Consider the following 23,834-nt stretch of genomic DNA (forward strand, 5'->3'; position numbering starts at 1 on the left):
TCTCTGGCCGCGAGTGATCAGGTGAGACCGTGACGGTGCGCGTAGACCACTGCCGCTACCCGATCACGCGCACCAAGCTTTTGCAGAATGTTCGAAACATGAGTTTTCACGGTGGCTTCACCGATGAACAGTGCGGCCGCAATCTCGGCGTTGCTGCGGGCTTGCGCAAGCAATTGCAGCACCTCGGCCTCGCGTTCGGTGAGCGGGACAGAGACGATGGGTGACTCAGGCGGAGCGGTCACGCGGCCAGATGCGGCGGCAAACCGCTCGATCACGCGTCTCGTCACCTCCGGGGCCAGCAGTGCGTCACCCGCGGCGGCGACACGAACAGAAGAGATGAGCTCCTCGGGGCCGGCGTTCTTGAGGAGAAAGCCACTGGCACCCGCGTCGAGCGCGGCGAAGAGATACTCGTCGCGGTCGAATGTGGTGATGATGACGATTGCCGCATCAAGCCCGTCGATTTCGGTGATCTTGCGGGTGGCCTCAATGCCGTCCATCTCGGGCATCTGCACGTCCATGCAAATCACCCGCGGCCGCAGTTCGCGCGCCGCCGCGACCGCTTCGGCGCCAGTCGCCGCTTCGCCGACCACGGTGATATCGCTGGCGGTTTCGAGAATCATGCGAAAGCCGACGCGCATGATTGCGTGATCGTCGACGAGCAGCACGCTGATCGGAGCGCGAGTCATGCAGGCACCGGAATGCGCACACGCACCAGAAATCCACCGCGTGGGCGCGGACCAATCTCGATTGTTCCACCGGAGGCGGTGGCGCGCTCGCGCATGCCGAGAGTTCCGAGCCCTGCGCGGGTTGTCGCGACGGCGCGCCCCGAATTTGCGATCTCGAGTTCGACCGCAGTCTCGTCGTACCGCAGGCGTACGTCGGCGGTGGCACTTGCGCCGCTGTGCCGGCGTGCGTTCGTGAGTGCTTCCTGCGCAATGCGATAGATATTGAGCTGCACGAGTTCGGGCAACTGAATCGGAGTGCCGATGACCGTCAGCGCTGTCGGCATGCCATTCTCTCGCGCGTGCGCGACCAATGACTCGAGGTCGTGCACGGCGAGGGTGTAGCTATCCGCTGAGTCGTCGAGCGGGGATCGCAGCGTCTCGAGCAGGTGGCGAAGTTCGTCAAGAGCCGCTCGCGCAGACGACTCGACGGCGAGCATCGCGGTGCGTGCCGCCACCGGATCAGCGTCGAGCACCGTGCGCGCAGCGCCCGCCTGCACCCCCATAGACGAGACGTGGTGCGCGACCACATCGTGCAGCTCCCGAGCGATGCCTACCCGGTCGAGGGCGATAGCCTGCGCGGCGGTGAGTTCACGTTCATCTTCGAGTTCGCGTGTGCGTTGCTCGAGGGCGGTTCTGTCGAGGGCCGAGGCACATGCGCGATCGCCCATGTAGTACGCACCGCCAAAGAACGCCGCGTTGACGAGAAACTGAATCAGCATGTATGCGACGAAGGGTGAGAAAAGCCCTTCGCGGGACAGTCCGCCGTCGTCGTCGGTTGTGGCTGCTTGGAAAGTGGTGACCAGTAGCCAGATGAACATTCCGACGATGATGCCGGTGCGCACCCAGAATGCGCGGCGCCGGTTGTCGACCCATGCGCCCACCGAGTAGACCACGATGAACAGCGAGATGTTGCTCACGTAGAACTCGGGGATTCGCGCCGTGACACCGATGAAGAACGCGATGGTGACGGCGATCGCAGCAACTTCGGGGGTGCGGCGGCGGAAGGCAAGCGGAACGGTCAGCCCCGCGCTGAAAAGAATTGCCCAGCCGATGCTCGGAGTATCGTCACCGAACAGTCCTGCAGTGGCGCCGAGCGCTGCGCTGATGATCGCGCCGACGAGCAGCGCACCAGCGAGCCAAGCGTCAGAGCGTAACTCTGCCGGGGTCGCGGGCGTGCGTCGCTGCGTCACGGCTTCTGGATGAGAAGACATGCCTTCACGCTAGGCGCAACGGATGACTCCGGCATCCCCCTTGCGAGGGAGACGGCGAGCAGTCCGCTTCCGATAGCGTTCCTTGCATGAGTCAATCGGGCGATGAGTTGGATGCTGCCCAGCAGCTGCGACGCCGTGACGTGCCTATCGGCGTGGTGATGGTCGCGATGTCGGTGGCCGTGTGGTGGCCGTCGTTCACGCTGGGTGTGTACGGTGAAATTTTCTTCGGTCAGCTCATGTCGATCTGGGCTGCGGCGACCGCAGCTTTCGTGTTCGTCCTTGTCGAGCGCCGCCCGGTCGGTGGTCGGCTCGTGCGCGCGTTCCTCCTCTTGCTGCCGTCGCTGTGGCTGCTGCTCATGTTCACGCTCAATGACGAAGAGCAAGACCTGTTTGCGGTCATCGTCGACCTCGGCGCGATCCTGGCGGTGCTGGTGGGGTTGCCCTTCACCCTGTGGATCTTGGTGCGCATCGTGTGGCCAGATTTCGCGCACAACACCACAACCGGCAGTAAATGGCTGATTACCTCGGTCGTGCTCGGGATTGCCGCGACGTCGTTCGTGCTGGGCCTGGTCCAAGACCGGTTTCTCACCTGCGAAGACTTTGTGCTCAGTGGCAATACGGCGCCGGCCGATTGCACGCCCGCACCACCCGACTAGCCGTCAGAAGATCATTGGACGATCGTCGTCGTCGGGCTCTTCCAGATCGACATCGACGACGACGGGCACGTGATCGCTGGGGATCTCGCCCTTGCGTTCATCGCGGTGAATCGCGGCGCCGACGACCCCTTCGGCGAAGGTGGGTGACCCCATGATGAAGTCGATGCGCAGCCCCTGGTTGCGGGGAAAACGCAACTGCTTGTAGTCCCAGTACGTGTAGCCGGTCGGGACGAGTGGGCGCACGACGTCGGTGAGCCCGGCGGCTTCAAGCGCCGCGAACGCTTCGCGCTCGGGCGGCGACACGTGGGTCGCGAATCCCGGCACGATCGTCGGGTCCCCGTTGTCGGCATCCGTCGGGGCGATGTTGAAATCCCCCACGAGCGCGAGCGGGAGGTCGGGGTTATCGGACAACGATGCGCGCGCGTACTCCTCGAGCGCCTTGAGCCAGCGCAGCTTGTAGTCGTAGTGCGGGTCGCCAAGTGCTCTGCCGTTCGGCACGTACAGGCTCCACACCTTCACGCCGCCGATAGTGGCGCCGATGGCACGGGCCTCAAGTGGAGCATCCGGACCCTCGTGCCCTTTCGCGAACCCAGGCATGTTCGAGAAGGCGGTCTCCACGTCTTCGATCGGCTCTCGACTCGCGATGGCGACGCCGTTCCACTGTGACAGTCCGTGCGCCGCAACGTGGTACCCCGCCTCTTCGAACTTGGCGAACGGAAACTGCTCGACTTTGCACTTGATCTCTTGCATCGCGAGCACATCGATCGACTCGCGTACCGCGAACTCAACGGTTCGCTCGACGCGCGCACGGATGGAGTTGACGTTCCAGGTGGCAAGACGCATGTACTCAACATTACGGTCGAGCCGCGAGACTGCGAGACACGACGTCAACGCTCACGGGCACTCAATAGAATCGTCACCATGACTGTCTCCTCCGCGCCTGCAGTAGAAGCTGACCGCCAAGCCCTCATCGGGCTGATCAAGGCTGAAGCCGTGTTTCACGGTGACTTCACGCTGTCAAGCGGCAAGAAGGCGACGTACTACGTCGATATGCGCAAGCTCACGCTCGACCACCGCGCTGCGCCTGCCATCGGTCGCATCATGCTCGATCTGATTCGCGATATCGACGGCATCGTCGCGGTCGGCGGTCTCACACTCGGCGCCGACCCAATCGCCAACTCGGTGATGCACGAGTCGGCCCGCACTGACACGCCCCTTGATGCGTTCGTGGTGCGCAAGGAGCCGAAGGACCACGGCCGTGGTCGGCAGCTCGAAGGTGCTGACGTCGTCGGCAAGCGTGTCGTTGTCGTCGAAGACACCTCCACCACCGGGCAGTCCGCACTCAAAGCTGTAGAAGCGCTGCGTCGAGAGGGGGCAGAGCCGGTTGCCGTTGCCGTGATCGTTGATCGAAAGACCGGTGCCCAGGCGGCGATTGAGGCTGAGGGATTGCAGTGGCTTGCCGCGATTGACCTCGACGATCTGGGGCTCGCTCCCCAGTAGCGGAGGCGACGGCTCTTCGGCGTGCCGGGCGGGCAGCCGTGAGCGCTGTCAGTCGCGATCGCGGCCACGCCACCATTGCCAGATGAACATGGTCAGCGTGCCCACCAAGATGATGGCGCTGGTGGCAAAGATCAGATTCTGTTCAAGCTCGGTCATGCTGGTCGCTTTCCTTGCGAGGCGTCCGCCACGATCTTGGCGATGCGGGCAGACTTCGTCTCTTCGCGCTTCGCCAGCGCGATCTGGCTGAGCCCTAGTTTCTTGACGGACTTGGGGAAGGCGTCCCAATTGGCGCGCGCGTCGGGAGCAGCATCCAACGCCCGAGCGAAAGCCTCTGGCTCGATTCCCGCTTCGGGGCCGTCGAGCACCTCCCATGAACCATTCGCCTTGGCGACTGCGATCGCCTTCCAACCTGCTTCAGCCATGAGGCCTTGCTCTTCGAGCAAAATCAATCGCGCCTTGTTCGTGGCGGCCCAGCCACCCGTTGGTCGGCGCGGCGAGAACCACAGGCCTCCCATGCGTTCGTCGAAGGAGCGCGTCGGGCCGTCGATCCAGCCGAAGCAGAGCGCGTGCCGCACGGCATCCTCATAGCCAACTGCTTCAAGAGTGAATCCCGCACGGGCACGCACCAGCCACACGCCTTTCGACGTGCGATGGTTTGCTTCCAACCACGACCGCCAGGCATCGGCATTCGGAACGAGAATGCGCTCGCCCTCGTCTAGTGCGCCCATACCAACGACCCTATCCGGGCTCGGGGGCCGTTCAGAGAATGCTGACGTCTTCGCTTTCTACAGGTTCTTCCGAGAGCAGGTCGGCCACCGAATGAAGCACTTCGTCGGGGCGGAACGGGTAGCGAAGAATCTCCGCATCGTTTGAGATCCCCGTCAGCACGAGCACAGTGTGAAGGCCCGCCTCGATACCAGCGACGATGTCGGTGTCCATGCGATCGCCGATCATGCCGGTGTTCTCTGAATGAGCACCGATGCGGTTGAGGGCGGAGCGGAACATCATCGGATTCGGCTTTCCGACGACATAGGGTTCCATGCCCGTTGCCTTTGTAATCAGCGCCGATATTGCTCCGGTCGCGGGCAACACGCCGTCAGCCGACGGACCAGTCGCATCGGGATTTGTTGCAATGAATCGAGCTCCCGCAACGATGAACCTGATGGCTTTCGTGATCGCTTCGAACGAATAGTTGCGGGTTTCACCCACCACGACGTAGTCGGGTTCGGTCTCGGTCATGATGAAACCAGCCTCGTGCAACGCCGTCGTCAGGCCCGCTTCGCCGATCACGAACGCCGTGCCACCGGGCGTCTGCGACTTGAGAAAGTCCGCGGTGGCCAGGGCAGAAGTCCAGATCGATTCTTCGGGAACGACTAATCCTGATGCGCGTAGTCGAGCGCTCAGATCGCGTGGAGTGAAGATCGAGTTATTTGTGAGCACGAGAAACGGGGTGCCCTGAGTGCTCCATTGTTCGAGCAACTCGGCAGCACCGGGAACGGGACGGTTTTCGTGCACGAGCACGCCGTCCATGTCGGTCAACCAGCATTCAATATCGGCTCGGGTCCGCATATGGGCCAGCCTAGGCCCGAACTGGGCCTATCGTCGTACTGATGGCGAGTACGACCTGGAACCCAGAGCACCTCCCTGATCTGACGGGCAAGGTGTATCTCGTCACGGGCGCGAACGCCGGGCTCGGATATTTCTCTTCTGAGCAGCTTGTGCGTGCGGGCGCCAGAGTGATCATGTCGGGGCGAAATCCGAAGCGCATCTCAGCCGCCCGCGCAGCGATCCGTCGAAGAGTTCCGGATGCTGAGTCAGATGCTACGGAAACGCTGATTCTCGATACCTCGAACTTCGGTTCAGTACGCTCCGCGGCCGCCAGCGTGCGCGGTCGCGGACCGCTGGATGGTCTGCTGCTGAACGCGGGAATGGTGCACCCCCCGAAAGAGCGTGAGGTGACGCTTGACGGCAACGAGATGGTGTTCGCCACGAACGCGCTCGGACATTACGCGCTCGCCGGCTCGCTGTTGTTGCCGTTGGCCGCGGCGTCAGGGCGCATGGTGTGGCTCGGCAGCATGTCGACGTCGATTTCGCAGTACGATCCGGTCGATCCCCAACTCGCAGACAACTACTCGGGCTGGCGGGCCTACGTGCAGTCCAAGATCGCAACGACGGTGCTCGGCTACGAGGCTGATCGTCGCCTTCGCGCCGCGGATGTCGATGTGACCAGCGTTGTCGCTCACCCCGGCTATTCGGTGAGCGGCCGCACCCCGGGCATTGCGGGCGTGAACGAGCCTTCGCGAAGCGCTCGATTCTTCGACAACCTGCAGGCTCCGATGACCCAATCGAAGGAGCACGGAGCGTGGCCACTCGTGAGGGCTCTGGTCGACCCTGACATCAGCGGTGGTGAGTACTGGGGCCCGAAGTCCACGATGCGTGGCGTGCCGAAACTGCAGAAATCTTCGAAGATCACGCGATCACTCGACGTTGCTGGGCGCATCTGGCAGGTCAGCGAAGACGTGACCGGCGTGCAGTGGCCGTTCGAGCAGGCCGCAGAGGTTTGAACGTCGCGCTGAGGCGCTACTAGATTGAGGCGCTCAGCCAGACGGCGTCGACCGCAACGGCAGGCATCGCGATTGTCGCCTGGTCGATCACGAGAGTGTCAGCATCCCTCACAAACACTTCGGCACCCACGGTGAGGCCTGCGCTCTCGGCGACACGCAAGATCTCGGCGTCGCGGTCGCTGACTCGCAAGACGCGACCGGTATGCCCGGGGGCCGCCAGCGCCAGCAGCACGAACGGCTCGCGTTCAACGTGGCCGTCGGCATCGGGGATTGCGTCTCCGTGCGGGTCGAACCGGGGGCGCCCAAGGCGTTCGTCGATGCCTTCGAGCAGGCGGTCGCTTATCGTGTGTTCCAGCTCTTCGGCTTCTTCGTGCACTTCGTCCCACCCGTAGCCAAACTCTTGCACGAGCCACGACTCGATCAGGCGGTGTCGACGCACCATAGTCGCGGCACGTTTCTGGCCAGAATCGGTGAGCGAGATCGGACCGTAAGGCCGGTGAGTCACGAGCCCCTGCGCAGCAAGCTTCAACACCATTTCGGTGACGCTTGAGGGCGCAAGGCCCAGCACGTTAGCGAGCTGAGACGGCGTGATTCGGGCGTCTTGCCACTCGGTGTGGTGGTAGATCGCCTTCAGATAGTCGTCGATCGCGGCAGAGGGCACGCAATCAGGGTACCGGCGTAATCGACCGCAGCTGCGCCGGCAAGTACCGTCGAATCAACGCAGGGGCGACCACCAACGCGATGAAACCCGCAATCAGCTTGTCGAGAACTGAGGTGATGATGTTTGACGAGAACACCGTGCCCACCGCCTGAGTGCCAATGATGGCGAGGTTGTCGGCAATGGCTTGAGCGCCCACATTTGTGGATGCGCCTCCGAAACCGAACACGATGACTGGCGTCGCCACGAGTGTGCAGGCCAGCGCCACCGCAAGCGTTAGGCCAAAGAAGTGAAGCGGGGTGCGATCCAGGCGCCAGACGCGCACACCGTACCCCCACAGCAGTGCGCCGGTCATGTTGACGAACATGAACGGCAGGCCATCGGTAGACGTTTGGATTACCGCGAAAATTCCGTGTGTAGAAACGGCGACGAGCACGCCCCACCACGGTCCGAGGGTGATGGCTGCGACGGCTGTGCCGATCATGTCGAGATAGAGCGGAAACGAGAGCGCAACGGCAGTTTCAGAGCCGACCATGTTGGCGGCCACAGTCAGTATGACAATGAGGGCAACGGCGATGAGCTGCCGGCGGTGGGTTCCGTCGTGCGCGAATGAGACGTTGCTTGCTGCGGGCGCGGGCGCGGGCGAAGCGCCTTGTGCGGGCGTGGGTTCAGCGGGCACCGTGCGCGACGACTGCTCTGGGTCGCTTTCGCGTGGGGGGTCACCTCGCGGATCGTTGAGCATCATAGGAATGGCGGGGTCACCGCGGCGCGCTTGAACGCAGTAGCGGCGCCAGCCTTCGGCGCGGTCGGCGCTCTCGCCGAGAACGATGGCGATATCGGCAACGAGGTCGGGGTTGATGCGCCTGCGACCAAGCCGGAACGCGTCGTACACCGTCGAGCGGCCCACGTATGCGGCGGCTGGGCTCAAGCCACGGCTCTCGCGAAGCTGGCACACTTTGTCGGCGATCTGCGTGTAGCTGGCGTCACCGGAGGCCAGGCGGAGCGACTGAAAGTCTGCGACGAAGCTATCCATGATGCTGCCAGCCGAAAGCGATTCTTCAGGCTGCATCGCACCCCCTGACCTGCGCTTTGCCTTCGATGACAGGATCCTACCGGGGGTTTCTGTAGTTCAGAGCCACGGTGCCAGGCAAAGCGCGCGCTTTGCGACGTTATGCCCACCACCCATCTCACGCTCCGGTGAACAGCAACCAGAGCAGAACCCCATTGAGTGCAATAAGAAAGACGGAGGCGGCCACTCCCGCGAGCGTCGTGACGAGGCGGTTCTGGTACTCGCCGAGCACCTCACGCTTTGCGGTCAGCACGACGAGCGGAACCAGCGCGAACGGGATACCGAATGAGAGCACAACCTGGCTCAGCACGAGCGCAAGGGTGGGATCCACGCCCGCCGCGAGGATGGCGAGTGCAGGAACGAGGGTGACAAGTCGACGTGCGAGCAGGGGGATTCGCACTTTCAGCAGGCCGTTCATGATCTCGGCACCGGCATATGCGCCGACGGAGGTGCTCGCGAGACCGCTGGCAAGTAGCCCTACAGCAAACAGCGTCGCAACTACCGGGCCGATGCCCGTGTAAAGCGCCGCGTAGGCACCTTCGAGGGTGTCGGTGCCGGGAACACCGGCGAGGTTGGCTGCGGCGAGCAACAGGATGCAGAGGTTGACGGTTCCGGCGATCGCCATCGCGATCGTGACATCCCAACGGGTTGCCCTGAGCAGTCGAGAGGTCGGAATGCCGCGCAGAACTGCAAGCGCGGAGTTCGTGTCGTGCGCGCTTCGATTCTCAGGCGCTTGGGGCGAACCCTGTTGCGGCTTCGGCGGGGCGAATCGGTCGCGGGAGAGAGCGGAATGCGCGTAGATCGCGTGCGGCATGATGGTCGCTCCGAGAATGGATGCTGCCAGCAGCACGCTGCCAGTGTCTTCGAAGCGGGGCACGAGTCCGGCGGCAACTCCGGCGGCATCGGGAGGGGCGATGAAGACACCGAATGTGAACCCGATTGCGATGATCACGACAAGCCCGATGACGACGAACTCGAAACTGCGCGCGCCTCGGCGGGTTTGCACCATCAGAAGCACAATAGAAACGGTCCCCGTGATCACGCCGCCCCACACCAGCGGAATGTTGAACAGCAGGTTCAGTGCCACCGCGCCGCCGATCACTTCGGCGATATCCGTGGCCATCGCGACAAGCTCCGCCTGCAACCAGTACGCGCGACGACCCATGCGGTTCTTCATGCGGTGGCCGAGCATTTCGGGCAGGCTCTGCCCGGTAACGATGCCGAGCTTGGCCGAGAGGTACTGAATCAGCCATGCCATCACGTTGCCGAGAACGACGACCCACACCAGCAGGTAGCCATACTTCGCGCCAGCAGTCATATTGCTGGCCACGTTGCCGGGGTCGAGGTACGCGACGCCCGCCACGAGCGCCGGCCCGATCAGCCATGCCGCGCGAGGCGTCTTGACGACGCGCGCCGATAGGGGCGCTCCTGCAGCGGGAGTGCTCTTCGGTGGACGTTGTGACACGAGAGAACCTTAGCGGATTTTTCGGTGTGCCGAAAAGCCAAGGGTGAGAAGTTGTGAGTTGCGGAGAAACCGACCACCGACCACGACACGGGTAGCCTGAGCCGGTGACAGCACCCGAAGATCCCACCGGCCCGGCAACGCCAGATGCGCCGATCGAGCCGCAGCTTGCGCACGGCGTTGGCCCGTGGCCCGGCGGCCCAGAATCGTGGCCGGACGACCCGCGCTTCGACCCAGAGCTGCTCGCCGGCGGCGACTCAAGAAACGTCATCGACCGGTACCGCTATTGGAGCATGGACGCGATCGTCGCGGATCTTGACCGGCATCGCCACCCGTTCCACGTGGCGATCGAGAACTGGCAGCACGATATGAACATCGGCTCGATAGTGCGCAGCGCGAATGCGTTCCTCGCGCAAGAAGTGCATATCATCGGACGCCGCCGGTGGAACCGACGCGGCGCGATGGTCACCGACCGCTACCAACATGTCCGTCACCACGAAGACATCGCCTCCTTCAAGCAGTGGGCAGATGCCCAAGCCCTGCCGATTCTCGCCATCGACAACGTCGAAGACTCAGTTCCCGTTGATAGGGCGGAACTGCCAGAGCGATGCGTGTTGCTCTTCGGTCAGGAAGGACCAGGGCTGTCGCCCGAGGCCATCGAGGCAGCATCCAGCGTCATCGAAATCACTCAATACGGCTCGACTCGCTCAATCAACGCGAGTGCGGCTGGCGCGGTCGTGATGTACGAGTGGTGCCGCCGCTGGGCGTAGGTCGCTATGCGCCAGCGGTCATCCACTCTGCGCCTCGAACTCGCCAGCCGAGCGTGACGAGCCGACCCAGCATGTACACACCGAAAAAGGCAACCGACAGCCAAGCGAGGCCTATAGCGCCTCCTGGCGCCAGGGCCGCGACCAGCACGAGTGCGGGCAAGAACGGGGCAAGATTCAGCACACCCACCCACGCGAGATATCGCGCGTCGCCAGCACCGATGAGTACCCCGTCGAGCACAAAGACGATGCCGCAGACTGGCTGAGCCACCGCGAGCACGATCAGGGCTGGTTGCACGAGAGCGGCGACGTCGGCTGAGCCGGTGAACAGCAGCCCGATCACGCCCGAGCAGGCACCGATGATCGCCCCCACGATCACGCCGAACCATGCGCCCCACGCAACAGTGCGTCCGAGCACCCGCCTGACCGTCGCGGAGTCCTCGGCCCCCAGGCTCTTGCCGATTAGCGCCTGAGCGGCGATTGCGAGGGCGTCGAGCGCGAACGCAGCCGTCGAGAAGATGGTGAATGCCACCTGCCACCCTGCCAGTTCAGCGGTGCCGAGTCCCGCAGCAACCCCCACCGTCGCGAGCAACGCAAAGCGCAGCGACACGGTGCGAACAAACAGCCATCCGCCGATCCGCGCTGAACTGCTCACACCGTCGCGTCCAGGCCGAACTGATGCTGCGTGTCGCCGCGCCATCCGCCCGATCACGACGACATAGGCGCCCACCATGCCCCATTGCGCCACGACCGTGCCCACGGCCGCGCCCGCGATTCCCCACCCGAATCCGTAGATGAACAGCCAGTTGAGCAGTGCGTTCGCGCCGAAGCCGATCCCAGCGATCCACAGCGGTGTCACCGTGTCTTGCATACCGCGCAACAGCCCGGTAGCGGCGAAGACGATGAGCATCGCTGGTAGCCCCCACATTGACAGCCCCAAGTAGGTTGCGGCCTGCGCAGCCACCGCATCGCTCGCGCCGAAGAGGCTGACGAGCCACGGGGTGAGAAGGTAGCCGGCGACGGCGAGCACCGCGCCCATGCCGAGCGCCAGCCACATGCCGTCGATGCCGACTGATACCGCCTTTGACGAGTTGCCGGCACCGAGGCGACGCGCGACGGCCGGGGTCGTCGAGTAGGCGAGGAATACCATCAGACCGACGATGGTCTGCAGCACCGCCGAGGCGACACCCAGGCCCGCCAGCGGTACCACCCCCAGGTGTCCGACGAGAGCGGAATCGACGATGAGGAAGAGCGGCTCGGCGATCAGCGCTCCCAGCGCGGGAACAGCGAGCCGAAGTATGTCGCGGTTCAGCGTTTTGGGAGGCGTAGTCACGCTCTCAGCCTACGGTCGGCAGCAGACGCAGCATCCGGACTCAAGAACCTGGCGCCTGCGACGGACACTGGCGCGAACCGGCGGTCCCCCCCGGGGTCACGAGGCCGTTGGCTTCGCTAACCTAATCCAAAGGTTCGGGTCTTATCCTTGTTGGCATGACCGATGCCCCTCAATCTGGTCTCGTGCTCGAAGAGTTGAGCGCCGAGATTCGCCCACAAGATGACCTGTTCCGTCACGTGAACGGTGCGTGGCTAGACCGCACTGAAATCCCCGATGACAAGGCACGCTGGGGTTCTTTTCACCTTATCGCTGAGCAGGCAGAGAAGCATGTTCACGCCATCATCGAAGAATCGCAGCAAGCGGAACCCGGAACAGAGACGCGCAAGATCGGTGATCTCTACTCAAGCTTCATGGACACTGACCGCATTGCTGAGCTCGGGGCCGCGCCACTGGCTGATTCGCTCGCACGCGTAGAGAAGATCGACTCCGTGCCGGCGCTGTTGCGCACGGTGGGCGAGCTTGAGCGCGATGGCGTGGGCGGCATGATCTCGCTCTACATCGAGCCCGACCCGGGCAACCCGCAGCGTTACGTGCCGTTCTTCGTGCAGTCGGGTCTGTCGCTTCCCGACGAGAGCTACTACCGACTTGAGAACTTCGGCGAAGCGCGCATTGCGTTCCGCGCTCACATTGAGAAGATCCTCGATCTCGCCGGAGTGACGGATGCCGCGGCGAACGCTGACCGCATCGTCTCACTCGAAACCGAGATCGCGACCCACCACTGGGACAACGTCAAGAGTCGCGACGCGATGGCGACATACAACCTCATGCCGTGGGCTGAGGTGCAAGCGCTGATTGGGGTAGACCTCACGCCCTGGCTCGAGGGGATTGCCCGCGATCACGCCGATGCGTTCGACGAGGTCAACATCTACCAGCCGAGCTTCATCGAGGGACTCGGCACTTTGCTCACCGAAGAACGGCTCGAAGACTGGAAGGCATGGCTGCGCTTCTCGATCGTTCACGGCGCAGCCGCGTTCTTGTCAGACGAATTCGTCGCCGAGAACTTCTCGTTCTATGGAACACAGCTCACCGGGGTGCCGGTGAACCGCGAACGTTGGAAGCGTGGCGTCGGCCTCACCGAGGCGGCCTTGGGCGAAGCCATCGGCAAGGTCTACGTTGAGCGCCACTTTCCGCCGGCGGCAAAGACGGCCATGGATGGACTCGTCGAGAACCTTGTCGCCGCGTACCGCCAGTCGATCAGCGACCTTGAATGGATGACGCCTGAAACGCGGGAGCGTGCGCTGGCGAAACTTGAGGCGTTCACACCGAAGATCGGCTTTCCCGCGAAATGGAAAGATTACTCGAGCCTCGAGATCGACGCGACTGACCTGGTTGGCAACGTGCGTCGATCGCATATCTGGGAGCACGACCGCCAACTCGAAAAGGTCGGCCAACCGATTGACCGTGACGAGTGGTTCATGACCCCGCAGACGGTAAACGCGTACTACAACCCGCTAATGAACGAGATCGTGTTCCCCGCGGCCATTCTGCAGTATCCCTTCTTTGACGTGGACCGCGACGATGCTGCCAACTACGGCGGAATCGGGGCGGTCATCGGGCACGAGATCGGGCACGGCTTCGACGACCAGGGCAGCCGCTTTGACGGCGACGGTTCACTGCGTGACTGGTGGACCGACGATGATCGTGCCGCGTTCGAAGTGCGCACCAAGAACCTCATTGCGCAGTACGACGAGCTCACCCCGGCCGGCCTACCCGAAGAGAACAAGGTCAACGGTTCGCTGACGATCGGCGAGAACATCGGCGACCTCGGCGGTTTGGGCATCGCGTTGAAGGCCTACGAGCTTTCACTCGACGGTGCTGAAGCGCCCGTAATCGACGGTTATACGGGTGTTCAGCGACTGTTGCTGAGTTGGGGCCAGGTATGGCAACAGAAGGGCCGGGATGCTGAGACAATCAGACTGCTGACCATCGACCCGCATTCGCCCAATGAGTTTCGTTGCAATCAGATCGTTCGCAACATCGACGCGTTCTACGACGCATTCGACGTGACCGAAACCGACGCACTTTGGCTCGACAAGGATGAGCGCGTCACGATTTGGTGATCGTACTCGCGCCCGCCCGCGCAGTTCCACCCAGGTAACCTCATTCATGTTCCGCCAAGATCGGAAGGAAGCCCACTTGGGCACGTCCCCAGAACACCAACGGGACGCCGACTCGTTACGAGGGTCGCGCCGAAGCAGCAATCTGCGCGTGCCGCGGCGCGCGGCCATCGGTCGACGTTCGTTCACGTCGACGCTCAAGGCGCTCGATGACCTCGCCACTTCTGGCGCGCAGGTTTCGGTGCGCATCACCGATCTCGATCGCGGCACCTCGGTGCTCGCGGGAGACGACTTTCTCACCCTGCCTGTCGCAGGGCTCGGAGTCGTGCCGCTGCTGATCGAAGTCGCGGCGGCTTTCGAGTCGGGCGCGCTCGATCCGCTCGAGATCGTTGATCGCGCGACAGTAGCGCCGGTGGCTGTTTCCGGTCTGTGGCAGCACCTTAAAGCACCGGCATTGCCGCTGATCGACCTTGCCGTGTTGACCGCTGCCACGGGCGATGCTCTCGCCGCGAACATGCTTCTTGAGCGAGTGGGTTTGCCCGCGGTGCGTGCTCGCATTGAGCAATTGGGAATGGAGCGCTCGGCATTGCTCGATCAGTTCCGAGAGCAGCGAGGACCAGACGACGCACCCCACGTTGCACTCGCCTCGTCGCGTGAACTGTCAGAACTGTTCGCTGCGCTGGTGAACTCCAAGGCGGTGTCACCCAGCGTGAGCGCGCAGGTCGCGGAGTGGCTGAGCCTGAATCATGATCTTTCACTTGTCGCATCCGCCACGGGCCTCGACCCTTTCTCTCACGAGAACGACGAGCACGGGTTGCTCTTCATCAACAAGACGGGGCGTGATGCGGGCATTCGGGCTGAAGCAGGAGTGCTTGCCGGACCGCGTGCTGGAGTGTCCTACGCAATGATCGTGTGCTTCGACGATCTCTCGATCCTGCACCGCATGCGGGCGCACGACGCATTTCGTGCTTTCGGCGTCGAGCTGATGGAGTACGTGCACTAGTCCCGTGCGGGTGCGGGTGCGGGCTCGTATCGAAACAGGTACGCGAATGCGGGGCGAGTGTAGGCGACACCGCGGCCGGACGCCCGAATCGCTTCCGCGGTGGCATTCGCGGGCTTCTTGGGCACCAGATATCTGTCCAGATCGTGGGTGTTCCACCGGTAGGCACCATCGCGATGTGTCACTGCCGCGACGAGCGTGAGCCGAGAATCAAGCGCGGCGAGACTGGCATCGCCGTGGCTCGCGTTCGCCAGAAATAGTCCGTCTGCGCGCAGGTATCTTTCGCACCCGTCCCAGCAGGGGCCTGTGAAGAGCGAAATGATCAGGTCAACGCTGCGTTCCTCAACGGCGAGTGCAGCCGTGAAATCTGCGTCAAGGTATTTCACCTCTGTGGCGGCTCCAGGGCGCGCTCGGCCGTGGAGCTCTGCAGCTACGCGTTGCTCGTCTGCGAAGAAGCGGGTCGCACGACGATCAACATCGACATAGGTCACTGCCGGAATAGCGACCGACGGTGACAGGTCGACATAGCTGCCGAGATAGAGCGCCCGCTCGATTGCCCACGTGTCAGTGAGCCCCTCGAACAAACCGGAGCGATCTCCGATCGATTCTCGATAGCTCGACCACGACACCTCTGACGAACGACGTGGCGAGGTCATGACCCCACCCTATTTGGTGGCCTACAGCCCCGGAGCCCAGACGCGCTCGTGGTTGTGAGCAGCAGGCTCAGAAAACGATCGTGTGATTGCCGTGGCGGATCACGCGGTCTTGCGCGTGCCAAAGCACCGCCCGCGAGAGCACCTGCCGCTCGACATCTGCGCCGCGTCGAGCGAGTTCAGCAGCGGTGTCGCCATGCGCGACACGTACCGTGTCTTGCTCAATGATTGGCCCCTCGTCGAGCTCACTAGTGACGTAGTGCGAGGTGGCGCCGATGAGTTTCACGCCGCGCTCTTTCGCCTTCTTGTAAGGCTCGGCACCGATAAATGCGGGCAGGAAGGAGTGATGAATGTTGATCACCGGCACGCCGACCTGCTCGAGGAAGCTCGGCGAGAGAATCTGCATGTACCGCGCGAGCACGATGAAATCAACGTTGCCACGCAGCAGTTCGATGATCTTGGCTTCGGACTCCGACTTATCGGGCCCCGGCACCGACGGTACGTGAAAGAACGGCACGCCAAACGAGTGCACATCATCGGCCGCAGTCGGGTGGTTCGAGATCACCATGGGAATGCTCACCGGCAGGTCGCCCCGGCGATGGCGCCAGAGCAAGTCGAGCAGGCAGTGATCTTGTTTTGACGCGAGAATCGCCATGCGCTTCGGTGACGCTTGGTCGGTGATCGTCCACTCCAGGCCGAACTCTCCACCGATGGTGCGTTCAAGATCCGCTTCGATCTCGCTCAGTGCCGCCGGCAATCCCGCACGGTGAAACACCACGCGCTGAAAGTATGCTCCTCCGACTGGATCATCTGAGTACTGGTCGAACGCCACGATGTTGCCCTGGTTTCGTGTGATCAGCGCCGACACCGCCGCGACGATTCCCGGCCGATCCGCGCCGTGAACGATCAGGCAGGCGTGGTCGGTCAACGAGGAGGCAGGCACAACAGTCATGCATCGATTCTGCCCTGTCTTGGCGGGTGTCGCGGGCACTGGCTGCGAGTGCGCCAGGTGAGATAGACGAATGCGGATCGCGAACAGCGACCCGGCCATCGCCTACCTTGGGAGACCAGACGGTAGTGCTCAACGATCGCAAGGACTTAGTGGATGCAGATGACAGGCGAACCGCAGCTCTACGTGGGCATCGATATCGGCACGAGCGGTTGCAAAGCTTCTGTGATTGACGCCGCCGCATATGTGGTCGCCGAAGGGCATGCTGGGTATCGCAGCTATCACCCGCAACCCGGGTGGGTTGAGCAGCATCCCGCTGATTGGGTCGCGGCCGCTTTCGCCGCGTGTGACGACGTCTTTGGATCGCTTACAGTGACGCAGCGTGCAACGGTAGCGGCCATCTCTTTCTCGGCGCCGACGCACGTCGCCGTGCTAGTAGGCGGCGATGGGGTACCGGTGCGCCCTGCCATCATGTGGAATGACCAGCGCAGTGCGACGCAGGCAGAAGAACTTCGGCGCACTGACGGTGCGCACATCGCAGCCGTCACCGATAACGCTCCTACGCCTACGTGGACGCTCGCGCAGTTGCGATGGCTCGCAGAGAATGAACCCGGCGCGATCGACGCAACCCAACAGCTTTGGTTCATGAAGGACTGGGTGCGTTCGCATTTCTCTGCCACAGCTCCTTTCTGCACAGACCGTGTCGACGCGCAAGGCGCGTTGCTCTTGGACGTACATACGCACGAGTGGGATCCCACACTGGTTGCGCGCGCGGGTCTGCCCATGAGCGCCATGCCAGAGGTGCGGGAGCCGACCTCGGTAACGGGCGCGCTCGCGCCGGAACTTGCCGCCCGCTGGGGCCTTGAGAGTGTTTCGGTGACTGTTGGCACGACAGACACTGCCGCCGAGTTGCTGGCAGCTGGCCTCGCTGGGCACGGCGACACGGCGATCAAGATTGCTACGGCTGGCAACGTCGCGGTCGTGGCGGATAGTCGTCCGACAGACAAGCGTGTTCTTTGCTACGAGCACGTTGTTCCCGGCGTCTTCTATTGGAATAGTGCGACCAGCGCTGCGGCGGCATCATTGCGATGGCTGGGTGAGAGCATGCTGGTTGCTGAGGGTCCGGTTGACTTCGCAGAAATCGACCGCAAGGTTGCCCAGACCCCACCCGGCGCTGACGGGCTGCTGTTTACGCCATACCTCAACGGGGAGCGCTCGCCGCGGTTTGATCCCGCGCTTCGAGCCACGTTTGCAGGTATCAGCGCTCGCCATTCGTGGCCGCACTTCGCGCGTGCGGTGATGGAGGGCGTCGCGTTTTCGCTTCGGGATGCAGCGGGGCTTTACTCAGCGCCGTTGCCGCCCGCAGTTGCGCTGATCGGTGGGGGTGCGCGCAGTGCGGTCTGGCCGCGGATCGTAGCTGACGTGCTCGATCGGGATGTTTCAGTGCTTTCGGAATGCGATTCCTCGGTGGGTGCGGCATTGGTCGCCGCTGTCGGCGCGGGAGGGCTGCCTACGTTGATCGATGCTGCCCACGTGGCACGAGGTCGAGCGTCGCGCACTGTGAAACCTGATCCTGACCAGCGGGAACTTTATGGATCTCGGTTTGAAGACTATCTAAGCCTCGCGGAAACGACGGCCCAGATCAGCCATCGGCTAGGGCGTTCTTAGCCAGTTCATCGGCAAGAATCACGTCGATGTTCACTTTGAGGGTTGCGCTATACACGGCTGTGTTCTAACTTGTATACAAGTAGGGATACAAGATCGATTCATTGAAGAATCACCGACACGTCAGACGAAGGAGTTGAGGTGACGGATCAGTCAGCCGCCGCACGAGTGAGCGGAAGCGCGTTCCTGCAGGGACACATTGTGCGCGAGCTAGAAGCAGCAATCGGGCGCGATCGAGTAACGACGGACGCAGGTGAACTCCAGGCGCAAGCAGCCGACTGGTCGTGGACCTCGAAGTACATTCAGTACTCCGATCTACAGCTTCCCTCAGCCGACATTGCCGTTCGACCCACGACGCAAGCGCAGGTCGAAGAGGTTGTGCGCATCGCCTCCGAGTATCGGCTGCCGGTGGTGCCACGCGGTGGTGGCTCCGGCACGCAGGGTGGGACCCTCGCCGTTTACGGGGGCATCTCATTGGATCTCACGGCGCTCGACGAGATCATCGACATCGACGAAGAGAGCCTTCTGGTGACGGTCGGTGCCGGCATCGACGGCCCCACGCTCGAGGACGAACTCAACAAGCGCAACCTCACGCTCGCGCACTACCCGGGGTCGTACCACCTCGGGGCGACGATCGGCGGGTTCATCGCCGCCCGTGGATCGGGTGTTGTGTCGACCAAGTACGGCAAGGCCGAAGACCAGGTCGTTCAGGTGAAGGCTGTTGTCCCACCAGGCAAGACCGTCACGACTCTTCGCGTACCCAGCCATGCGGCAGGCCCTGACCTGCTGCAGAGTTTCGTTGGTTCTGAGGGAACGCTCGGCGTCATCACGGAAGCAACCCTTCGCGTCGACCCGCTTCCTGAAGCTCGCGGCTTCTTGTCATTTAGCTTTCCCGACATCTTCGCCGGCATCGAGGCCGGTCGTCGCATCATGACAAACCGCCTCCGGCCGGCCGTCATCCGCCTGTATGACGAGGCAGACAGCGTGAAGCTCAAGGACTGGGTCGGCACGCCCTTCACGGGCACGCTCATGGTCATCATGTGCGACGGCGCCCAAGAGCTGGTCGATTATGAGACCAAGGCGATCACGGCCCTCGTCGAGAGCGCTGGTGGCACTTCGCAGGGCCCCGACGTCGGTCGAATCTGGTGGGAAGGCAAGTACGAGCCCTATGCAAAGGGCAAGCTGCCGCAGCCGCCGCTGATGTATGGCACCTTCGACCAGGTCGCACGCTTCGCGGACATCCCCAACATCTACCGGGCCAAGAAGAAGGTCATCGAAGAGGAGTTCGCCGAGTATGGCGCTCGCTATACCGCCCACCTCTCGCACTGGTACGACTGGGGTGCGATGCTCTACGACCGGTTCTACGTCGACGAGCCGCCGACCGATCCAGCAGAAGCGATGAGCTTGCACGACCGGCTGTGGGACGCTGGCATTCTCACCGGCATTGAGCACGGTGCCGTGTTGAACGACCACCACGGTGTCGGCATCAAGCTCGGACGCTTTATGCACAAGCAGTACGGAGAAGGATTCCGATTGCTGAAGGCGCAAAAAGACGCCTGGGATCCCGACGGGATCATGAATCCCGGAAAACTAGGATTCGGACCCCCTCGACGCTGAGACCCGACCAGCAGACCAGCATCAACACCAACACACTCAAAGGAGAGTTAGATGCACCTGTCAATGCACAACTGGATGCGCCAAGAGCCGATCGAAACCACGATTGCTCGCCTGGCCAAGTACGGCTACAAGAGCATCGAGATCAGTGGTGAGCCCGAAAAGTACGATGCAAAGCACGTGCGCGGGCTGCTGGACCACTATGGTCTCGAGTGCTGGGGCGCCGTGACTCTCATGGTCGACAAGCGCAACATGCAGTCAGCTGATGAAGCCATGCGGGCCTCGAGCGTGCAGTACGTCAAGGACTGCATTCAGATGGTTCACGACATGGATGGCCAGATTCTCACCTATGTGCCGGGGACCGTCGGCAAGGTGGTGCCCGACTCGACGCCCGAGAACGAATGGCAGTGGCTGGTTGAGGGCACAAAGGAGATCTACGAATTCGCGGAGTCAAAGGGCGTGAAGGTGGGCGTCGAGCCGCTGAACCGCTTCGAGTCGTACCTCATTACTCGCGCTGAGCAGGCGCTTGCGTTGTGCGATGCGGTCGGTCCCAACCTCGGTGTCGTGCTGGATGCTTTCCACATCAACATCGAAGAAGAGAATCTCTACGACGCGATCCGTCTGGTCGGTGACAAGCTCGTAGACGTCCACGTCGCTGAGAACAACCGGATGCCTGCTGGCTATGGCGACTACGACTGGAAGCAGTTCGTCAGCGTGTTGCGTGAGGTGGGCTACGACGGCGCCCTCACCGCTGAGTTTGTTGCACCGGTTGACCGTACGCCCGCGAACAAATACCCGAACGCGCTGGAAACCAACTTCGAAGGTCTCGAGATCGATGAAGAGCAGCTGAAGTTCATCATTGATCACGGATCCTCGATCCTCACCGAGGAGTACTACGACTGGCTTGTGAAGGTCAACTCCGAAACCCTGCTGCCTCTCACGCAGTAATCCCCTGTTCGTTCACCCTGCAACGGAGCATCCCTGTGAACCTCCCCGTCGCCTTGATCGCGACCCTCGATACGAAGGGTCCCGAGGTCGCCTATCTGCGCGACCGCCTCGCTGACCTTGATGTACCGTCCGTCGTTATCGACACCGGCATTCTGGGCGAACCTGTGGGGATCACTCCCGATGTGTCGCACAGCGACCTCGCCCAGTTCGGCGGTATCACCCTTGAGCAACTGCAGCATGCGGGTACTCGGGGTGATGCTGTCGGACTGATGCGGCAGTTTGTGATCGACTACGTGTCGCAGCTCTGGGCGCGGGAAGAGATCGCCGGCGGCATCGCGGTGGGGGGCGTGGGGGTCGTCATGGGAGCCGCAGCTCTGCACACGTTGCCGATCGGTGTTCCGAAGATCGTGATCGCTCCGACGGCCTCGGGAAGACATGAATTCGGTCCTTACGTCGGCACGACTGACGTGCTCGTCATGCACTCCGTCGTCGACATCCTTGGCCTCAACGCAATTGCGACCACTGTGTTCGACAATGCGGCCGCCGCGATGGCTGGAATGCTGCAACACGGGCACGTGCTGCCGCCGCCGAAATCTACATCGAAGTGCGTCGGAATGACGATGCTCGGCAACACCACGACTGCGGTGGGCGCGGCCAAAGATCGGCTCGCCGAGCTTGGGTACGAAGGTGTGGTGTTTCACTCCAGCGGCGTCGGGGGACGCTCAATGGAGCAGCTCGCTGAGGCTGGCCATCTCATCGGAGTGATCGATTACACGACGAACGAGATCGTTGACCATCTCACCGGCGGTATTCACGATGCGGGTCCGGAGCGGCTACGCCGCGTCGGGCGTGCGGGCGTGCCGCAGGTGGTTTTGCCCGCGTGCGTTGACTTCTCGGTGTTCGCCTCAGACGCCATCCCCGAGCGGCACCGCGATCGACCCCTCTACGAGCACAATCCCGAGTACACGCTGATGCGCACGTCGGCCGATGAGATGGCCCAAGTGGGCGCCATTTTCGCCGAGCGCCTCAACGAGTCCACCGCACCCGTGCGCGTCATCGTTCCCACCGAAGGCCTATCGATTCCCAGCACACCCGATGGGGTCTTCTGGGATCCCGACGCCGACGCGCGCTTCCTCGACTCCGTCCGCAATGATCTCCGACCCGACATCGAGGTAGAAACCGTGCCTCTTCACTCCAACGACCCCGCGCTTGGCCGCCTGGCCGCAGATGCGTTTCACGCCCTCTATACAAAGGAGCAGCAGTCATGACCGAACGTCCAGAACGTCGCGTTCCGCACCTCACCGAAGGAGACCAGGACTTCCGCGACAAGTTCCGCTCGTGGAACCTGGCAGACCTGTCTTACGTCGACATCGAGGAGTACCTCAAGACGAAGGACACGATCCTAGTGCCGATGGCGAGCACCGAGCAGCACGGACCCCACCTTCCGCTCTACACCGACACGATCACTGCGGTTGAGATCACCAACCGCATCTCGGAGCAGATCGGTGTGCTTCACACGCCACCGCTGTGGGCAGGCTACTCGCCACAGCACATGTACGGTGTGGGCCAAGGCCGTGGCACGATCACGCTTCGCGCGAGCACGTTGCTTAATCTCATGAACGACGTTGCCCGCAGCCTGATTCATCATGGCTTCAGCCGCATCATCTTCATCAATGGTCATGGCTCGAACACCAAGGTCGTAGACCCGGTACTGCGCAAGCTTCGCTATGAGACCGGCGCGTTGATTTCGTTCGTGAAGCCCTTTATGGAGCGCTATGAAGGCATTCTCGCGGGCCTGATGGAGAACCCGCCCGAGGAAACTCCCGGTTGGCACTCCAGCGAACTGGAAACCTCACAGGATCTCGCGTGGAACCCGGACTTGGTCCGTATGGAGCGCGCGGTCGACACTCGAGCTCACACGCCGGCGTTCTTGCCGGACGCGTTCAAGAAGAACGACGGCATGCCCGACACGGAGTTTGAGGGTTATCAGTACTTCACCTTCCCGATGGATCACCATGAATTCGTCGAGAACGGCATCATCGGAAACCCAATGCGAGCCACTGCCGAGAAGGGCGAAGAGGCTTTCCGCCGGTACAGCGAGCACGTCGCGCGGGGCATCATCGAGCTGCAGAAGGTCGATGTCAACGTGCACACGCGCGAATTTATCGACCGTACGATGTGATCAGAGAATGTTGAACAGTGGGAAGGCGGTGGACGCGATGTCGATAGCAGATTCTGCGTCACGAGTGAATGTGGCCTATGACTGGCTGCTCGCGGAAATCACCGCCTTCCGGCTGGCCTCTGGTGCGCCACTGTCAGAGAATCGCATTGCGACCCATCTCGGCCTCTCTCGCACCCCGGTGCGTGAAGCGCTGCAACGGCTTGAAACCGAGGGATTGGTCAAGCGCACCGACAACGCTCGCTTCTCGGTGTCGACTTTGACGCCGCGCGAGGTTAACGATGCGTGTGACCTCCTGCAGGTGCTGGACACCTACATCTTCATGAAGGCTGCGCAGGAGCACGACGCTGAGGTATCAGCGCTCATCATCGAAACTGTCGAAGCCATGGTCGAAGCGGCCGCGGCGGGAGATAGGCAGGCATGGTCAGATGCTGACTTGCGCTTTCACCGGGTCGTCAACCAGGTGGCCGGAAACCAGCTCGTCTCTGAGACGGTGAAGCACACCCGGCGGCGGATTCAAAGATTCTGGACCCGTGCTGCGTCCGCTCAGGATCGCCTTGTGGGCTGCTCCGCTGAACACATGGAGCTCGCCGAGGCGATCGTGGCGCGAGACACCGATGCGATCCCGCCCGCGGTAGCGAAGCACATTGGGCACATGCGGGTGAGCATTCTCGAAAAGCTCGAGGCCGCCTCGGTCTTCTTCGGCGAATAGCAATCTAAACGTTGCCATTTCGCTATTGGAAAGACATATCTATAGTTGTATA

General features: G+C 62.5%; 23 protein-coding genes. 12 read left to right on the forward strand and 11 right to left on the reverse strand.

The genetic code is table 11. From position 1 onward, the window contains the following. Positions 1–17 precede the first annotated feature (17 nt). On the reverse strand, positions 18–686 hold the full coding sequence (locus AB0O81_RS09315; RefSeq protein WP_363583525.1) for a response regulator transcription factor: 669 nt from the start codon (positions 684–686) through the stop codon (positions 18–20). Further along, positions 683–1,936: a histidine kinase gene (locus tag AB0O81_RS09320; RefSeq protein ID WP_363583527.1), complete on the reverse strand. Its 1,254-nt coding sequence runs from the start codon at positions 1,934–1,936 to the stop codon at positions 683–685. The genes AB0O81_RS09315 and AB0O81_RS09320 overlap by 4 nt, the downstream gene beginning before the upstream one ends. An 86-nt stretch (positions 1,937–2,022) precedes the next feature. Here AB0O81_RS09320 and AB0O81_RS09325 point away from each other — a divergent pair, with 86 nt between their 5' ends. Beyond that, entirely contained in the window at positions 2,023–2,592 is a 570-nt protein-coding gene (locus AB0O81_RS09325; protein WP_363583529.1) for a hypothetical protein, read from the forward strand. A 3-nt stretch (positions 2,593–2,595) separates the two neighbouring features. On the opposite strand, the gene AB0O81_RS09330 is transcribed toward AB0O81_RS09325, so the two are convergent. After that, positions 2,596–3,435 carry an exodeoxyribonuclease III gene (locus AB0O81_RS09330; protein WP_363583531.1) on the reverse strand — a complete coding sequence of 280 codons (840 nt, stop codon included), beginning with the start codon at positions 3,433–3,435 and terminating at the stop codon, positions 2,596–2,598. Between the two features lie 78 nt (positions 3,436–3,513). Here AB0O81_RS09330 and pyrE point away from each other — a divergent pair, with 78 nt between their 5' ends. Further along, positions 3,514–4,092 (forward strand): orotate phosphoribosyltransferase, encoded by a 579-nt coding sequence (pyrE, locus tag AB0O81_RS09335; RefSeq protein WP_363583533.1) that lies wholly within the window; start codon positions 3,514–3,516, stop codon positions 4,090–4,092. Positions 4,093–4,244: 152 nt separating this feature from the next. Here the strand turns inward: pyrE and AB0O81_RS09340 are convergent, their stop codons facing one another. Together AB0O81_RS09340 and AB0O81_RS09345 are read right to left on the reverse strand one after the other, a co-directional pair. Continuing rightward, on the reverse strand, positions 4,245–4,820 hold the full coding sequence (locus AB0O81_RS09340; protein WP_363583535.1) for a YdeI/OmpD-associated family protein: 576 nt from the start codon (positions 4,818–4,820) through the stop codon (positions 4,245–4,247). Positions 4,821–4,851: 31 nt separating this feature from the next. Then, the gene (locus tag AB0O81_RS09345) at positions 4,852–5,661 is read right to left on the reverse strand and encodes an HAD-IIA family hydrolase (protein ID WP_363583537.1); all 810 of its coding nucleotides are present in this window, start codon (positions 5,659–5,661) and stop codon (positions 4,852–4,854) included. 41 nt (positions 5,662–5,702) lie between these two features. On the opposite strand from AB0O81_RS09345, the gene AB0O81_RS09350 reads away from it, so the two are divergent. Beyond that, positions 5,703–6,656: an SDR family NAD(P)-dependent oxidoreductase gene (locus AB0O81_RS09350; protein ID WP_363583539.1), complete on the forward strand. Its 954-nt coding sequence runs from the start codon at positions 5,703–5,705 to the stop codon at positions 6,654–6,656. A 19-nt stretch (positions 6,657–6,675) separates the two neighbouring features. On the opposite strand, the gene AB0O81_RS09355 is transcribed toward AB0O81_RS09350, so the two are convergent. From AB0O81_RS09355 to AB0O81_RS09365, 3 genes are all read right to left on the reverse strand, one after another. Continuing rightward, positions 6,676–7,317, reverse strand: a complete 642-nt coding sequence (locus AB0O81_RS09355; protein ID WP_363583541.1) for a metal-dependent transcriptional regulator — start codon at positions 7,315–7,317, stop codon at positions 6,676–6,678. A 4-nt stretch (positions 7,318–7,321) separates the two neighbouring features. Next, positions 7,322–8,383: a helix-turn-helix transcriptional regulator gene (locus AB0O81_RS09360; RefSeq protein ID WP_363583543.1), complete on the reverse strand. Its 1,062-nt coding sequence runs from the start codon at positions 8,381–8,383 to the stop codon at positions 7,322–7,324. Between the two features lie 118 nt (positions 8,384–8,501). After that, the gene (locus AB0O81_RS09365; RefSeq protein WP_363583939.1) at positions 8,502–9,764 is read right to left on the reverse strand and encodes an Nramp family divalent metal transporter; all 1,263 of its coding nucleotides are present in this window, start codon (positions 9,762–9,764) and stop codon (positions 8,502–8,504) included. A 236-nt stretch (positions 9,765–10,000) separates the two neighbouring features. Between AB0O81_RS09365 and AB0O81_RS09370 the strand changes: the two genes are divergently transcribed. After that, positions 10,001–10,615, forward strand: coding sequence for an RNA methyltransferase (locus tag AB0O81_RS09370; protein WP_363583941.1), 615 nt, complete (start codon positions 10,001–10,003; stop codon positions 10,613–10,615). Between the two features lie 4 nt (positions 10,616–10,619). On the opposite strand, the gene AB0O81_RS09375 is transcribed toward AB0O81_RS09370, so the two are convergent. Further along, positions 10,620–11,945, reverse strand: a complete 1,326-nt coding sequence (locus tag AB0O81_RS09375; protein WP_363583545.1) for an MATE family efflux transporter — start codon at positions 11,943–11,945, stop codon at positions 10,620–10,622. A 155-nt stretch (positions 11,946–12,100) separates the two neighbouring features. Between AB0O81_RS09375 and AB0O81_RS09380 the strand changes: the two genes are divergently transcribed. Then, entirely contained in the window at positions 12,101–14,065 is a 1,965-nt protein-coding gene (locus AB0O81_RS09380; RefSeq protein ID WP_363583547.1) for a M13-type metalloendopeptidase, read from the forward strand. A gap of 148 nt (positions 14,066–14,213) precedes the next feature. After that, positions 14,214–15,065 carry a serine hydrolase gene (locus AB0O81_RS09385; RefSeq protein WP_363583549.1) on the forward strand — a complete coding sequence of 284 codons (852 nt, stop codon included), beginning with the start codon at positions 14,214–14,216 and terminating at the stop codon, positions 15,063–15,065. Here AB0O81_RS09385 and AB0O81_RS09390 read toward each other — a convergent pair. After that, a complete protein-coding gene (locus tag AB0O81_RS09390) occupies positions 15,062–15,718 on the reverse strand; it encodes a hypothetical protein (RefSeq protein WP_363583551.1) in 657 nt (218 codons plus the stop codon). The two genes, AB0O81_RS09385 and AB0O81_RS09390, sit on opposite strands and share 4 nt — an antisense overlap. Positions 15,719–15,785: 67 nt before the next feature. After that, on the reverse strand, positions 15,786–16,667 hold the full coding sequence (gene purU, locus AB0O81_RS09395; RefSeq protein WP_363583553.1) for a formyltetrahydrofolate deformylase: 882 nt from the start codon (positions 16,665–16,667) through the stop codon (positions 15,786–15,788). A 153-nt stretch (positions 16,668–16,820) separates the two neighbouring features. On the opposite strand from purU, the gene AB0O81_RS09400 reads away from it, so the two are divergent. The 6 genes from AB0O81_RS09400 to AB0O81_RS09425 all read left to right on the forward strand — a co-directional run bounded on the left by AB0O81_RS09400 (position 16,821) and on the right by AB0O81_RS09425 (position 23,782). Continuing rightward, positions 16,821–18,332, forward strand: a complete 1,512-nt coding sequence (locus tag AB0O81_RS09400) for an FGGY family carbohydrate kinase (RefSeq protein WP_363583555.1) — start codon at positions 16,821–16,823, stop codon at positions 18,330–18,332. Between the two features lie 138 nt (positions 18,333–18,470). After that, entirely contained in the window at positions 18,471–19,946 is a 1,476-nt protein-coding gene (locus tag AB0O81_RS09405; protein ID WP_363583557.1) for an FAD-binding oxidoreductase, read from the forward strand. A gap of 51 nt (positions 19,947–19,997) precedes the next feature. Continuing rightward, on the forward strand, positions 19,998–20,891 hold the full coding sequence (locus AB0O81_RS09410) for a sugar phosphate isomerase/epimerase family protein (RefSeq protein ID WP_363583559.1): 894 nt from the start codon (positions 19,998–20,000) through the stop codon (positions 20,889–20,891). Between the two features lie 35 nt (positions 20,892–20,926). Beyond that, the gene (locus tag AB0O81_RS09415) at positions 20,927–22,159 is read left to right on the forward strand and encodes a Tm-1-like ATP-binding domain-containing protein (RefSeq protein WP_363583561.1); all 1,233 of its coding nucleotides are present in this window, start codon (positions 20,927–20,929) and stop codon (positions 22,157–22,159) included. After that, the gene (locus tag AB0O81_RS09420) at positions 22,156–23,073 is read left to right on the forward strand and encodes a creatininase family protein (RefSeq protein WP_363583563.1); all 918 of its coding nucleotides are present in this window, start codon (positions 22,156–22,158) and stop codon (positions 23,071–23,073) included. Before AB0O81_RS09415 ends, AB0O81_RS09420 begins: the two co-directional genes overlap by 4 nt. A gap of 37 nt (positions 23,074–23,110) precedes the next feature. Next, positions 23,111–23,782: a GntR family transcriptional regulator gene (locus AB0O81_RS09425; protein WP_363583565.1), complete on the forward strand. Its 672-nt coding sequence runs from the start codon at positions 23,111–23,113 to the stop codon at positions 23,780–23,782. Positions 23,783–23,834: the final 52 nt, after the last annotated feature.

The sequence above is a fragment of the Microbacterium sp. NPDC076911 genome (assembly GCF_040687125.1).
In the GTDB taxonomy this organism is placed as follows: Bacteria; Actinomycetota; Actinomycetes; order Actinomycetales; family Microbacteriaceae; genus Microbacterium.